Source organism: Paludisphaera mucosa (assembly GCF_029589435.1).
GTDB classification, from domain to species: Bacteria; Planctomycetota; Planctomycetia; order Isosphaerales; family Isosphaeraceae; genus Paludisphaera; species Paludisphaera mucosa.
Window position 1 is genome coordinate 5,098,392 of sequence record NZ_JARRAG010000002.1, and the last position, 13,928, is coordinate 5,112,319.

The following is a 13,928-nucleotide window of genomic DNA, read 5'->3' on the forward strand; positions in this document are numbered from 1 at the left end:
GGGAGGGCTCCTGGGCGGTGCGAGTCGGGCGGGTCAGCCCCGGGTGACGACTTCATCGAGGTTCAGGATGATGTTGGCGATCATGGTCCAGGCGGCCAGCTCGCGGGCCTCGAGCGCCGGGTCGGGCTTGGTCGCGCCGGCCTCGATCAGGGCCTTGGCCTCGTCGGGCTTGCCGGCGTAGTGGGCCGAGAAGTCCTTGAGCGCGGCGGTCAGCTCGGCGAGGTCGGCGGCGTCGGGCGTGCGGGCGGCGGCCAGGCGGAACATGTGGGCCAGGCGTTCCTCGGTCGTCGCGCCCGACTCGCGGAGGGCCCGCTCGGCCAGGCCCCGCGAGGCCTCGACGTACTGGGGCTCGTTGAGCAGGAGCAGGGCCTGGAGCGGCGTGTTGGTCCGCTCGCGGCGCACCCGGCACGACTCGCGCGAGGGGGCGTCGAGCGTGGCCATCTGGGGCGGCGGCGCGGTCCGCTTCCAGAAGGTGTAGAGGCTGCGGCGGTGGACCTTGTCGACCCCCTCGTCGGCCTTGAAGACGCCCGTGTCGCTGCCGACGTAGGCGACGGCCTCCCACAGCCCGCCGGGCTGGGGCGGCTTGACGCTCGGCCCGCCCATCGTCTCGACGAGCACGCCGGCGGCGAAGAAGGCCTGATCGCGGAGCGTCTCGGCGTCGAGCCGGAACCGCGGCCCGCGCGCCAGCAGGCGGTTGCCCGGGTCCTTCGCGAGGCCCTCGGGCGTGGCCTTCGCGGTCTGGCGGTACGCGGCCGTCGTCACCAGCCGCTTCATCATCCGCTTGACGTCCCAGCCCTCCTCGCGGAAGGTCACGGCCAGCCAGTCGAGCAGCTCGGGATGGCTCGGGGGCTCGCCCTGGGCGCCGAAGTCCTCGGACGTCTTGACCAGGCCGGTCCCGAAGAGCTGCTGCCAGAAGCGGTTGACCGCCACCCGGGCCGTCAGCGGGTGCTCGGGCGCGACCAGCCACCGGGCCAGGCCCAGGCGGTCGGCGGGGGCGTCGGAGGGGAGGGGGGGCAGGAACGCGGGGACGACCCGCCCGACCTGGTCCTTGGGCTGGTCGTACTCGCCGCGGTTCAGGACGAACGCCGGCTTGGGGTCGCCCTTCCGCTCGCGGAAGATCAGCGTCGTCGAGATCTTCTCCTCGAGCTTGTTGCGCTCGGCCTCGACCCGGGCGATCTCGTCGCGGATCGGCTGGACGGCCTTCTTCGCGTCGATCCACCCGTCGGCCAGGAAGCGGTCGACGAGCAGCTTGCGCTCGGCCTCCGTCCGCTCGCCCCGGGGCTTCTTGACGATCGCCTTGAGCGGGTCGGGCAGGCCCGCGCCGTCGTCGACGAGCCGGGCGCGGATCCAGGCGGTGAGGTTCTCGTACGACTGGCCTTCCTGGGGCGTCCAGGTGCGCAGGCCGGCCTCGTCGAAGTAGGCGACGCCGTCGAACAGGGTGAACGCCCAGCCCTCGATCAGGGTGCCGGGGGCGAGGTCGAGCTTCGCCGCGGGGACCTCCAGCCGGACCCACGCGCCGTCGGCGGGGAGGTCGCCGATGCGGAGGCGCTCGACGCTCCCGTCCTTGCCCCAGTCGATCAGGTTCTCGCCCCAGACGGCCCGCCGCGACCACGCGCCGCCGGTCTTCCACTGGAGCATGACCTCGCGGGGAGGGTTCCGGGGGTCGAGGTAGACGTGGGTGAACAGCGAGTCGCCCTTGCCCACCTTCAGCTTGGGCCCGTTCGCCTCGACGATCTTCTGCGTCAGGCCCTTGGCCTCGATCCGCAGCGCGGCGCGGCCGGTCTTGACGGGGTGGTCGGGGGCCGCGACGAACTCGCCCGTGCCCGACGCCGCGGCGCCCGCCGGCGGCTCGTCGTCGATCCAGGTGTAGTCGTCGCGACGGACGACCTCGGAGAGCCCGGCGTCGACCTTCACGTCGTAGGACGCGGCGAACCGGGCGGCCTCGGACGCGACCTTGGCCTTCAGCTCGGCGAGCTTGGCGTCGTTCCGCGCGATCTTCTCGGCCTGCTCGCGCGTCGGCGTCTTCAGGATCGGCTCCCAGCGCGACTTGTTGCCGTCCATCGCCGGGCCGTCGATGTTGTTGAAGAAGGCGAAGAACTGGTAGTACTCTTTCTGGGTGATCGGGTCGTACTTGTGATCGTGGCAGCGGGCGCAGCCGACGGTCAGGCCGAGGAAGACGGAGCCGTTGGTGTCGACCTGGTCGGCCACGTTGCGGGTGTAGACTTCCTGCTCGATCGACCCCCCCTCGGACGTCGAGACGTGGCAGCGGTTGAAGCCGGTGGCGACGAGCTGGTCGGGCGTCGGGTCGGGGAGCAGGTCGCCGGCGAGCTGCTCGATGATGAAGCGGTCGAACGGCTTGTCCTCGTTGAACGCCTTCACGACCCAGTCGCGGTACGCCCACATCTCGCGGAAGTTGTCCAGGTGCAGGCCGTGGGTGTCGCCGTAGCGGGCGGCGTCGAGCCAGTAGCGGGCCATGTGCTCGCCGTAGCGGGGCGAGTCGAGCAGGCGGTCGACGGCCTTCTCATAGGCGGGGTCGAGCCCGACGGCGGCGACCGCGGCCAGGAAAGCGTCGACCTCGGCGATCGTCGGCGGCAGGCCGGTCAGGTCGAGCGTGGCGCGTCGCAGGAGGGTCGTCGGGTCGGCGGCGGCGGAAGGCTTCAGGCCCTCGGCCTCGATCCGGGCCAGCAGGAACGCGTCGATCGGGCCCCGCGCCCAGGCGGCGTCGGCCGTCTTGGGGGCCTCGGGCTTGGCGACCGGGGTGAAGGCCCAGTGGCCGCTCCACGACGCCCCCTCGGCGACCCAGCGCTTGAGGACGTCCGCCTGCTCGGGGGTCAGCGACTTGCCCGACTTCTTGGGCGGCATGACCATCTCGGCGTCGTCGGTCTCGATCCGGAAGACCAGGCTGCTGTCCTCGACGTTCCCCGGCACGATCGCGGCGTCGCCCGACTTGAGCTTCGCCAACGCGCCCTCGTGGGTGTCGAGCCGGAGGCCCGCCTTGCGCTCCTTCTCGTCGAAGCCGTGGCAGGCGAAGCAGGCGTCCGAGAGGATCGGCCGGACCTCGCGTGCGAAATCGACCTTCGCCTTCGTCGGCGAGGGCTCTCCCGCCCGGGAGATCGCCGGGCCGAGCGTCGCCGCGATCAGGACGGCCGCCGCGAGGGGTCGGAAACCAGGAGGCATGGGGGGGTCTCCCGAAGGGGCGGGAATCGAGCTTCGGCGGGGTGTGCGGTGTTGAACAGCCCTTTAACTTTACCAGCGCCGTCGAGTCCCCGGGAAGTCGTCACCGTCGAGAGCGACCGGTCTCGACGTCGCATCCTCCGCGATCGGACCCCAGGGCGGGCCTTCCCGGACGGCGTCATCCTGAGAGGCTCCGCAGGCGATGCGACGAGGCCCGACGCCGTCGGCTCGACCGGCGGCGTGGGCCACGGGTTTCGCGGGGCGGTCCCCCGGCGGGGGCCGTGGTCAGCCGGCGCGTCGCCGCCGGATGCGGCGGGCGGCGAGGAGGGCCGCCGAGGCGCCGACGGCGGCGAGCACGACGGACGAAGGCTCGGGGACGCTGCCGTGCGACGCGACGACCGAGCCCGAGGCCACGGTCCGGGACCCCGCGTCGGCCTGCCATTCGTAAGAACCCGTATAGATGTTCGTCGCCCCGGTCGCCGCCAGCCCGCTCAGGAAGACGAGCTGCAGCTCTCTCGTCGGGCCGAGGTCGATCCGGAAGTTGTAGGGGAGCTGGTCGGTGTAGGTGAACGTGGCGTCCGCCAGCGTGTACGTGGCCGACGCGTAGGTGAAGCCATCGACCGTCGCGGCCGACGCCGTGATATCCGCCGCGAGCATGGTGTGGAGGTCGTCGCTGAGCGTGAACGACCCCGTCAGCGTCCCCGCCGGCAGCCCGCCGCCGGCGACGAGGTCGACGTCGGTCAGGGTGAACACGACGCCCGCCGACGACGGGGCCGCGAACGCGGCGCAGGCCAGGCATGCCAGGGCGGTCGCCCGAATTCCTATCCTCATGATGTCACCCCTTCGTGATCCCAGACCGATCGAGTCGTCGGACGGGAGCCGCGCCCGCATCACCGACGAGTCGCACGACGTTCTTTACGCCCCGACCGACGCGAGGGGCCCCGGCCGGTGTACGGAATCGCCGTCGCGTCGCGTATCGTCGACGCGTCCGCCCAGCGTGAGGCGTCGCGAGGACGTCGGCCCGCCCGACGCCGGGGCTTGAACGCCGGCGGCGGGTCGTGCCACAATGGGCGAGGCCGCAGGCCCTTGCCGGGCGATCTCGACCTGCCGCACCCGCCTCGCCCCTGGTCGTCGGCCCTCCTTCCAAGATCCCTCGATGAAGAATCCGGCCTGAGACGGGAGTCGCATTCCGATGCACCGATTCGCGGCATGGTTCGGGACGGCGGCGACGGCGATGGCGGCGGCCTCGTCCGCGGGGGCCGACGATCGGGTCGACTACAACCGCGAAGTCCGGCCGATCCTGTCGAAGAACTGCCTCGCCTGCCACGGCTCGGACGCCTCCGCCAGGGCCGCCAAGCTGCGGCTCGACGTCCGGGGCGAGGCGCTCAAGCCGCTGGAGAGCGGCGACGCGGCGATCGTCCCCGGCGACGTCGAGGCGAGCGTCCTGCTGGAGCGGATCCTCGATGCGGACGACACGCTCCGCATGCCCCCCCGCAAGGCCGGGCCGCGGCTCGCCGAGGCCGAGGTCGCGATCCTCCGCAGGTGGATCGCCCAGGGCGCCGAGTACGCCGAACACTGGGCGCTCGTCGCCCCCGAACCGGCCCCCGCGCCGGCCGTGTCGGACGCCTCGTGGCCCCGCGACCCGCTCGACGCCTTCATCCTGGCGCGACTCGACCGCGAGGGGATGCACGCCTCGACCGAGGCCGACCGCCCGACGCTGCTGCGGCGGCTGAGCCTCGACCTTCGCGGCCTGCCGCCGACCCCCGCCGAGGCCCGCGCGTTCGCCGACGACCCGTCGCCCGACGCCTACGAGCGGGCCGTCGAACGCTATCTCGCCGACCCCGCCTTCGGCGAGCGCTGGGCGCGGCCCTGGCTGGACCTGGCCCGCTACGCCGACTCGGCCGGGTACGGCTCCGACCCGCTGCGCACCATCTGGGGATACCGCGACTGGCTCGTCGACGCCCTCAATCGCAACCTGTCCTATGAGCGGTTCACGCTCGAGCAGATCGCCGGCGACCTGCTCCCCGGCGCCACCGACCGCCAGCGGGCGGCGACCGCCTTCCACCGCAACACGATGACCAACACCGAGGGCGGCACCGACGACGAGGAGTTCCGCATCGCCGCCGTCAAGGACCGCGTCGACGTCACGTTCCAGGCCTGGATGGGCCTGACGATGGGCTGCGCCAAGTGCCACACGCACAAGTACGACCCGATCTCGAACGAGGAGTACTACAGCGCCTTCGCGATCTTCAACCAGACGGCCGACGCCGACCGCCCCGACGAGGCCCCCGTCATGCCCTGGATCACCGCCGAGGAGTCCGAACGCCTGAGCGGCCTCGACGCCCGCCTCGCGGGGCTGAAGGCGAAGCTCGACGCCATCGTGGGACCGCCCGCCCCGGCGCTCCGGGACGAGATCGCCCAGGTCGAGAAGGCCCGGGCCGACGTCCCCACGCTGCCGGTCATGGTCGAGCTGCCGAAGGAGAAGCGCCGCGTCACCCGCGTGCTCATGAAGGGCAACTTCCTGGACCCGGGGCCCGAGGTCGGCCCGGGCCTGCCGAAGGCGTTCAACCCCGCCCCCGAGGGGAAGCCCGTCGACCGGCTGGTGCTGGCGCAATGGCTCGTCGACCGCAAGAACCCGCTGACGGCCCGCGTGGCGGTGAACCGCACCTGGGCGCTCCTCTTCGGCGCGGGGATCGTCGAGACGGAGGAGGACTTCGGCACCCAGGGCGAGCCCCCCAGCCATCGCGAGCTGCTCGACCGCCTGGCCGTCGATTTCATGGATTCGGGATGGGACGTGAAGGGCCTGATCCGCCGCCTGGTGAGGTCGGCGACCTACCGGCAGGCCTCGCGGCCGACCCCCGAGGCGCTCGCCAAAGATCCCAAGAACCGCCTGCTGTCCCACGCCCCGCGGGTGCGGCTCGACGCCGAGGAGGTCCGCGACCAGGTCCTGGCCCTCTCCGGGCTCCTGAGCCGGAAGATCGGCGGCCCCAGCGTCTTCCCGGTGCAGCCCGACGGCCTCTGGCAGGCCGCGTTCAACGGCCAGCGGACCTGGACGACCAGCCCGGGGCCCGACCGCCACCGCCGGGGCGTCTACACCTTCTGGCGGCGGACCGTGCCGTACCCGTCGATGGCCGCGTTCGACGCCCCCAGCCGCGAGCTGTGCGCCGTCAAGCGGGTCCGCACCAACACGCCGCTCCAGGCGCTCGTCACGCTCAACGACCCGGTGTACGTCGAGGCCGCGCAGGGGCTCGCCCGGCGGATCGTCCGCGAGGGGGGCGGCTCGCCCGAGGAGCGCGTCCGCTACGGCCTGGAACTCTGCCTCGGCCGCCCGCCGCGCGACGAGCAGGCGGCCCCGCTGGTCGCCCTGTACGCGGCGCAGCTCGAACGCTACCGCAGCGACCCGACGGCCGCCTCGGCCTTCGCGACCGAGCCGCTCGGCCCCTTGCCCGACGGCCTGGACCCGGCCGAGCTGGCCGCCTGGACGGCCGTCGCCAACGTGCTCCTGAACCTCGACGCCGTGCTGACCAGGGGGTGACGCCGTGGGCCTCGACGCGGACCTCGACCTGAACCAGATCCTCCGCATGCGGCTCGCCCGCGCGGAGACCCGGCGGCAGTTCCTCAGGCGGTCGCAGACCGGCCTGGGCGCGATCGCCCTGGCCTCGTTCCTGGGCGCCGACGCGAAGGCCGATCCGGCCGCCGGGGCCGACGCCTCGCCGACGATCCCGAAGCGGCCCGCGAAGGCCAAGAACGTCATCTACCTGCACATGTCGGGCGGGCCGCCCCAGCAGGACCTTTTCGACTACAAGCCGCTCCTCATCAAGCACAACATGGAGCTGTGCCCGGAAGAGCTGCTGAAGGGCCAGCGGTTCGCCTTCATCAAGGGCCGGCCCAAGATGCTGGGGACGCCCTACAAGTTCGCCAGGCGGGGCGAGAGCGGCCAGTGGATGAGCGAGCTGCTGCCGCACACCGCCGGCGTGATCGACGAGGCCTCGGTCGTCCGCTCGATGGTGACGACCGAGTTCAACCACGCCCCGGCCGAGCTGTTCATGTTCACGGGCTCGCCCCGCAACGGCGGCGCGGCGATGGGCTCGTGGATCACCTACGGGCTGGGGACCGAGAACCAGGACCTGCCCGGGTTCGTGGTCATGATCAGCGGCGGGACCGACCCGACCGGCGGCAAGGCCCTGTGGAGCACGGGGTTCCTGCCCAGCGTCTTCCAGGGGGTGCAGTGCCGGACCGTCGGCGACCCGGTCCTCTACGTCGGCGACCCCAAGGGGATGACCCGCGCCGACCGCCGCCGCACGCTCGACGCGCTCGACCGCCTGAACGAGATCGAGGCCCGCGAGCACGGCGACCCCGAGACCCTCACCCGGATCAGCCAGTACGAGCTGGCCTTCCGGATGCAGGCGTCGGTCCCGGACGTGATGGACGTCGGCCGCGAGCCCGACTCGATCCGCGAGGAGTACGGCGCCGAGCCGGGCGCGGCGTCGTTCGCCAACAACTGCCTGCTCGCCCGCCGCCTCGTCGAGCGCGGGGTCCGCTACGTCCAGCTCTTCGACTGGGGATGGGACTGCCACGGCACCGGCGCCGGCGACGACATCGTGCATCAACTCCCCAGGAAGTGCAAGGACGTCGACAAGCCGATCGCCGCCCTGGTGCGCGACCTCAAGCGCCGGGGGCTGCTGGACGAGACCATCGTCGTCTGGGGCGGCGAGTTCGGCCGGACGTCGATGAACGAGGCCCGCGGCGGCTCGACGTTCCTGGGCCGCGACCACCACCCCCACTGCTTCACGCTCTGGGTCGCCGGCGGCGGCTTCAGGGCCGGCGCCGCGATCGGCGCGACCGACGAGCTGGGCTCCTCGATCGTCGCCGACCCCGTCCCGGTCCACGACCTCCAGGCGACGATCCTGAACCAGCTCGGCCTGGATCCGTACACCTTCCGCTACCCCTACCAGGGGCTCCAGCAGCGCCTGATCGGCGTCGAGGACGGCGTCCGCATCCGCAAGGATATGCTGGCGTGACGGGATGAAGCGCCGCCGATCGCATCGGCACCCGCCTTCGAAGCGCGGACGCGGCCCGGGTTGCACGATGGCCGCCCGGCGCCGCGTCAAGGAGGTGGGAAACGTCGGTACTCGGGATCATCCCGAAGCGCGTGGATGAAGGGTGTCTCCTGAGATAGAGATCGGTCGCTCGTCGGTTCCGCGACGTTTATTTCTGGCCCCAGAGGACCGTGCGAAGTCGGATGCCGCCCGCCGAGTCGGCGTCGAACATGCCTTCCTGGAACCATCGCGTCCAGCCCCGCGTCCTGCGCGATTCCCGACGCACCCCGTAGATCTTGCGACGCTTCTTCGGGCTCATGGTCGCCTCCGAATGGAGATCAGACTTTGCCGAAAGACAGGTGACGTCAGGACTGCTAGAGCAACCCGCGTACCACTCGCCTTGGCCACCAGGAAGAATACTCCATAAACAACCCCGGCGGATCGGGATGCCCGCATACGCTTGCGGGTCGCGTGGCGATTTCTCGGCGTTTCGCGGGCTCGCGACGACGAAACGCCACGCACCGCCCGCCCGTGGCCTCGTCGCCCGGGCCGTGCTACGCTCGATTCTTCGGCGGGCGTGCATCGGGCGTGGGCAAAAAACGCCCCTCGGACGGGTCGAATCTACAACGGTTGAAGGATCCCTCCCATGACGACGACGTCAAAATGGCAGAGCAGCGCCGGTCAAGGCCGGCCCGCGTCGAGGGCGACGGCCTGGATCGCGGTCGCGATGCTGCATGCGGGCTCTCTCGCCTTCGGGGCGCCGCCCGAGCAGGCGCTCAAACTCTGGTACGACAGGCCGGCCGCCGCGTGGCTCGAAGCCCTGCCGCTCGGCGACGGCTCGCTCGGCGCGATGGTCTACGGCGGCTTCCCCGTCGAGCGGATCCAGCTCAACGACGCGACCCTGTGGTCGGGCGGTCCCAAGGATTGCGACAACCCCGGGGCCCTGAAGGTCCTCCCCGAGATGCGCCGGCTCATCGCCGACGGCGAGTACGCCGAGGCCCACGAGCTGGGCAAGAAGATGATGGGGCCCTACACGCAGACGTACCTGCCGATGGGCGACCTGACTCTGACATTCGCGAAGCCCGCCGACGCCCCCCGCGATTTCCGGCGCTCGCTCGACCTGGACACGGCGGTCGCGACCACGACCTGCAAGGTCGGCGACGTCACCTACACGCGCGAGGCCTTCATCTCGCATCCCGACCGCGTGCTCGTCGTGCGGCTGACGGCGGACCGACCCGGCGCGCTCGCGTTCACGGCCGGGCTGGGCAGCCGGCTGAGGTTCCGCACGAAGGCCGACGACGGCTCGCTGGTCCTCCGCGGCAAGGCCCCCGCGCACGTCGACCCCAACTACTACGACCGGCCGAACCCGATCGTGTACTCCGACGACGAGGGGATGGAATTCGAGGTCCGCCTCAAGGCGATCTCGGACGGGGCCGTCACCGCGGAGGACGACGCGCTCAAGGTGACGGCCGCGACGTCCGCGACCCTCGTCCTCTCGGCCGCGACGAGCTTCAACGGCTTCGACAAGTCGCCGGGCCGGCACGGCGTCGACCCCTCGCCGATCGCCGCCGGCCGGCTCGCCGGGGCCGCGGCGAAGTCGTACGATGTTCTCTTGCGCGACCATGTCCAGGACCATCAGGCCCTCTTCCGTCGGGTGGCCGTCGACCTCGGCCCCGCGGCGGCCGGCGCGGCCGACGTCCCCACGGACGAGCGGGTGAAGCGGTTCGGCGCGAGGGATCCGGGCCTGGTCGCGCTCCACTTCCAGTACGGTCGCTACCTGCTGATCTCGAGCGCCCGGCCGGGGGGGCAGCCGCCGAACCTCCAGGGGATCTGGAACGACGAGGTGCGAGCCCCCTGGAGCAGCAATTACACGGTCAACATCAACACCCAGATGAACCACTGGCCCGCCGAGACCACCAACCTCGCCGAGTGCCACGAACCCCTGTTCGGACTGATCCGCGAACTGGCCGTCAACGGCGCGAAGACGGCCCGCGTCAACTACGGCTGCGGAGGCTGGGTCGCGCACCACAACGTCGACCTCTGGCGGCAGTCGGCCCCGGTCGGCGACTACGGTCAGGGCGACGCGACCTGGGCCCTCTGGCCCATGTCCGGGCCCTGGCTCTGCCAGCACCTGTGGGACCATTACGCCTTCGGCGGCGACGAGGCCTTCCTGCGGGACGAGGCCTACCCCCTGATGAAGGGGGCCGCGGAGTTTTGCCTGGACTTCCTGGTGGAGGCCGCCCAGGGCCGGCTGGTGACGTCGCCGTCGACCTCGCCCGAGAACGTTTTCATCGGGCCCGACGGCAAGCGCTCGGCCGTGAGCATGGCGAGCACGATGGACATGATGCTGATCCACGACCTGTTCACCCACTGCGTCGCCGCGACGAAGGTCCTGGGCGTCGACGCCCCGTTCCGCGACCGGCTCGAAGCGGCCCTGAAGAAGCTGCCGCCGCCCCGGATCGGCCCGGACGGGCGGCTCCAGGAGTGGTTCCAACCGTTCGCGGAGACGGAGCCGCACCACCGCCACCTCTCGTTCCTGTGGGGCCTCTACCCGGGGAATCAGGTTACGCCCGCGACGCCGGAACTGCTCGAAGCGGCGAAGAAATCCCTGATCGCGCGGAGCGACGAGGGGACGGGCTGGTCGACCGGCTGGAAGATCAGCCTCTGGGCCCGGCTGGGCGACGGCGACCACGCGTTCCGGCTGATCGAGCGGACGTTGCAGCTCGGCCCCGGCGGCGTGTATGCGAACCTGTTCGGCAGCCACCCGCCCTTCCAGATGGACGGCAACTTCGCCTTCCCCGCCGGCGTCGCCGAGATGCTTTTGCAGAGCCACGAGGCCGACGGCGACGTCCACCTCCTCCCCGCGCTCCCCGCCGCCTGGCCGACCGGCTCCGTCACCGGCCTCCGCGCCCGCGGCGGGTTCGACGTCGACCTCGCCTGGAAGGACGGCCGTCTGACCTCGGCGACCATCCGCTCCCGCCTCGGCCGCAAGGCGACCGTCCGCTGCGGCGGGAAGTCGGTGCAGATCGAGTCGAAGCCGGGTGGGTCGTATACAATAGACGCGGACCTGGGCGTCCGCCCCAGTCGTTGAGGCTTCGCCGCCTTGGAGCCGTTTCCATGACACCGCCTGGAGCCATCATCGACATCAGTCCGCAACTCGCCTCGCGGCTGTCGAGGCTGAGCGTCGCGCAGTACGATCGTCTGATCGCGGCCGACGCCATCCTCGATGCCGAGAAGGTGGAGCTGATCGAAGGATTGTTGGTGGCCAAGACGGGTCGGAATCGTCCCCGCATCCAGGCCGGCAAGCTCGGTTTCGCGGCCTTATTGAGGATCGTCCCCGACGGCTGGCGCGTGGCTAAGGAGGATCCGATCACGGCGTCGGACTGGAGCAAGCCCGAGCCCGACCTGGCCGTGATCCGCGGGGAGATCGGCGACTACGCCCGGCGCGACTTGACGACGCTCGACGTGGGGCTCGTCGTCGAGATCGCCGAATCGAGCCTGGCCGTCGACCGCGACGTCATGGGCCGCCTGTACGCCGCCGGCGGGATCCCGTGCTACTGGATCGTCAACCTCGTCGACGGCCTCGTCGAGGTTTATACCGACGCCGATCCCTCGGCCGGCTATTGCTCGCGCCGGGAATACCTGCGCGATGAGACCATCCCCATCGTCCTCGACGGCCGGGAGGCGGGCGTCGTGGCCGTGGAGGCGATCCTGCCCGGGCCGGCGGCCTGACGTCCGGCGGTCACGGCCCGGCGTCGGGTTTTTCGCGGGCGAAGACCATCAGGGTTTGATGGTCGCCGAGCTCGGCCTTGAATTCCTTCGGCCGGGGGCCGTCGGGGTCGCCGGTGCAGAGGGTCAGCTCGTCGCCTTCGAGCTTGTAGAGGCCGCGGACGGTCTTGTCGCGACCGGGGCCGCCGTCGGCGACGATGTCGATCGTCTTGGGGTCGGCGGACGGGTCGAGGACGATGGTCGAGCCCGAGAAGCTCTTGCCGTCGCGGCGCCAGACGACGCGGTCGCCGTCGACCGTCCGGGTGATCGAGCGGGCGACCGCCTCGGCCGTCTCCTTGCCGTCGCGACGGAAGGAGACGGCCCGCCAGACGCCCTGGTGCCTCTTCAGCTCGGCCTTGACTTCGGGGGCCGGCTCGGACGCCTGCGCGAGCAGGAGGACGAGGCACCAGGGGACGACGCGGGTCATGGCGGACTCTTTGCGGGTCGATCTCAGGCGAAGAGGCGGGTGACGGCCTCGGCCTTGACCAGCTCGCGGGGCTGGTTGAGGTGGTTCAGGACCATCGTGGCCGGGTCGATGCCGAAGGCGTGGTAGATCGTCGCCAGCAACTCGCCGGGGTGGACGGGGTCGGTCAGCGGGGCCGAGCCGGTCTTGTCGGACGAGCCGTGGACGTGGCCGCGACGGATGCCGGCGCCGGCGAGGACGGCGGTGTAGCAGTACGGCCAGTGGTCGCGGCCGTCGGCGCTGTTGCCGTTGCCGGAGGTGCTGACGCCCTTGCGGGGGCTGCGGCCGAACTCGCCGACGGCGACCACCAGCGTCTCGTCGAGCATGCCGCGGCGGTCGAGGTCGGTCAGCAGGCCGGAGAGGCCCTGGTCGAGCATGGGGCCGGACTGGTTCTTCATCCGCTCGGTCAGGCCGGTGTGGTGGTCCCACGAATGGTTGTCGGAGTTGGCGACCTTGGGCCAGATCACCTCGACGACCTTCGCGCCGGCCTCGATCACGCGGCGGGCCAGCAGGCAGCTCTGGCCGAACGTGGTGCGGCCGTAGAGGTCGCGGGTGGCCTCGTCCTCGGCGCCGATGTTGAACGCGTCGCGGGCCCGGCCCGAGACGACGAGGCTGAGGGCGCGGTCGTAATATTCGTCGAGCTTGTATTCGGCCGTGGCCTCGTCGACGGCCTTCATGCCCGCGCTCAGGGCGTCGCGGAGCTTCGCCCGGCGCTGGAGGCGGAGGGCGAAGACCTCGGGGCGGAGCTGGAGGTCCTCGATCTTGATCCGGTCCAGCTTGGTCATGTCCATGTCGTCGCCGTCGGGGAACAGCGTGTACGGGTCGAAGGCCTTGCCCAGGAACCCGGCCGTGCCCCCCTTGCCGACGACGTTGCTCTCCTGGAGCGGCCGCGGCAGCATCACGAACGGCAGCATCGGGACCGTCTGGGGGCGGAGTCGCACGATCTGCGAGCCGAAGTTGGGGAAGTCCTTCGGGCTGGGCGGCTCGAGCTGGCCGGACGGGCTGACCTTGTCGGTCGTGTAGCCGGTCATCATCTGATAGATGGCCGCCGTGTGGTTGAACAGGCCGTTGGGCGTGTAGCTCATCGAGCGGACGAGCGTGAGCTTGTCGGTGACCTGGGCCAGCTTGGGGAGGATCTCGGTGAGGTCCATCCCCGGGACCTTGGTGGGGATGCGGTTGAACTGGCTGCGGACGTTGTCGGGGACGCCGTCCTTGGGGTCCCAGAGGTCGAGGTGGCTCGGCCCGCCCTGGAGGTAGACCATGATGATGCTCTTGGCCTTGCCCCACCCCGGCGCCGTCTTGGCGCCGGTCGCGTCGTTGGCGCGGGCGGTCGCCGCCTGGAGCTGGAAGAGGGTGCCGAGGCTCACGCCCATCAGACCCGACCCGCCCACGCGCAGGATGTCGCGCCGGGTCGTGCCGAGCTGGGGATCGCAGAGGTCCTTGCCGGGCTGTCCGGGGACGATGATCATCGCGAGGCTCCCTCG

The 13,928-nt window shown here is 71.3% G+C and carries 9 protein-coding genes; 4 read left to right on the plus strand and 5 right to left on the minus strand.

Annotated features, from left to right (window positions below; all coding sequences use genetic code 11):
• Positions 1-33: 33 nt before the first annotated feature.
• Both PZE19_RS29625 and PZE19_RS29630 read right to left on the minus strand, forming a co-directional pair.
• A complete protein-coding gene (locus PZE19_RS29625) occupies positions 34-3,177 on the minus strand; it encodes a PSD1 and planctomycete cytochrome C domain-containing protein (RefSeq protein WP_277864212.1) in 3,144 nt (1,047 codons plus the stop codon).
• Positions 3,178-3,459: 282 nt separating this feature from the next.
• Positions 3,460-4,005 carry a PEP-CTERM sorting domain-containing protein gene (locus tag PZE19_RS29630; protein WP_277864213.1) on the minus strand — a complete coding sequence of 182 codons (546 nt, stop codon included), beginning with the start codon at positions 4,003-4,005 and terminating at the stop codon, positions 3,460-3,462.
• A 361-nt stretch (positions 4,006-4,366) separates the two neighbouring features.
• Here PZE19_RS29630 and PZE19_RS29635 point away from each other — a divergent pair, with 361 nt between their 5' ends.
• Both PZE19_RS29635 and PZE19_RS29640 read left to right on the plus strand, forming a co-directional pair.
• Entirely contained in the window at positions 4,367-6,709 is a 2,343-nt protein-coding gene (locus tag PZE19_RS29635; RefSeq protein ID WP_277864214.1) for a PSD1 and planctomycete cytochrome C domain-containing protein, read from the plus strand.
• Between the two features lie 46 nt (positions 6,710-6,755).
• Positions 6,756-8,195: a DUF1501 domain-containing protein gene (locus PZE19_RS29640; protein WP_303652911.1), complete on the plus strand. Its 1,440-nt coding sequence runs from the start codon at positions 6,756-6,758 to the stop codon at positions 8,193-8,195.
• 187 nt (positions 8,196-8,382) lie between these two features.
• On the opposite strand, the gene PZE19_RS29645 is transcribed toward PZE19_RS29640, so the two are convergent.
• Positions 8,383-8,532: a hypothetical protein gene (locus tag PZE19_RS29645; RefSeq protein ID WP_277864216.1), complete on the minus strand. Its 150-nt coding sequence runs from the start codon at positions 8,530-8,532 to the stop codon at positions 8,383-8,385.
• A gap of 327 nt (positions 8,533-8,859) precedes the next feature.
• Between PZE19_RS29645 and PZE19_RS29650 the strand changes: the two genes are divergently transcribed.
• Together PZE19_RS29650 and PZE19_RS29655 are read left to right on the plus strand one after the other, a co-directional pair.
• A complete protein-coding gene (locus tag PZE19_RS29650) occupies positions 8,860-11,304 on the plus strand; it encodes a glycoside hydrolase family 95 protein (RefSeq protein ID WP_277864217.1) in 2,445 nt (814 codons plus the stop codon).
• Between the two features lie 26 nt (positions 11,305-11,330).
• Positions 11,331-11,945, plus strand: coding sequence for a Uma2 family endonuclease (locus tag PZE19_RS29655; protein ID WP_277864218.1), 615 nt, complete (start codon positions 11,331-11,333; stop codon positions 11,943-11,945).
• 10 nt (positions 11,946-11,955) lie between these two features.
• Here PZE19_RS29655 and PZE19_RS29660 read toward each other — a convergent pair whose 3' ends face one another.
• Together PZE19_RS29660 and PZE19_RS29665 are read right to left on the minus strand one after the other, a co-directional pair.
• Positions 11,956-12,408 (minus strand): TIGR03067 domain-containing protein, encoded by a 453-nt coding sequence (locus PZE19_RS29660; protein ID WP_277864219.1) that lies wholly within the window; start codon positions 12,406-12,408, stop codon positions 11,956-11,958.
• Positions 12,409-12,431: 23 nt separating this feature from the next.
• Entirely contained in the window at positions 12,432-13,913 is a 1,482-nt protein-coding gene (locus PZE19_RS29665; RefSeq protein WP_277864220.1) for a DUF1501 domain-containing protein, read from the minus strand.
• Between the last annotated feature and the right edge of the window lie 15 nt (positions 13,914-13,928).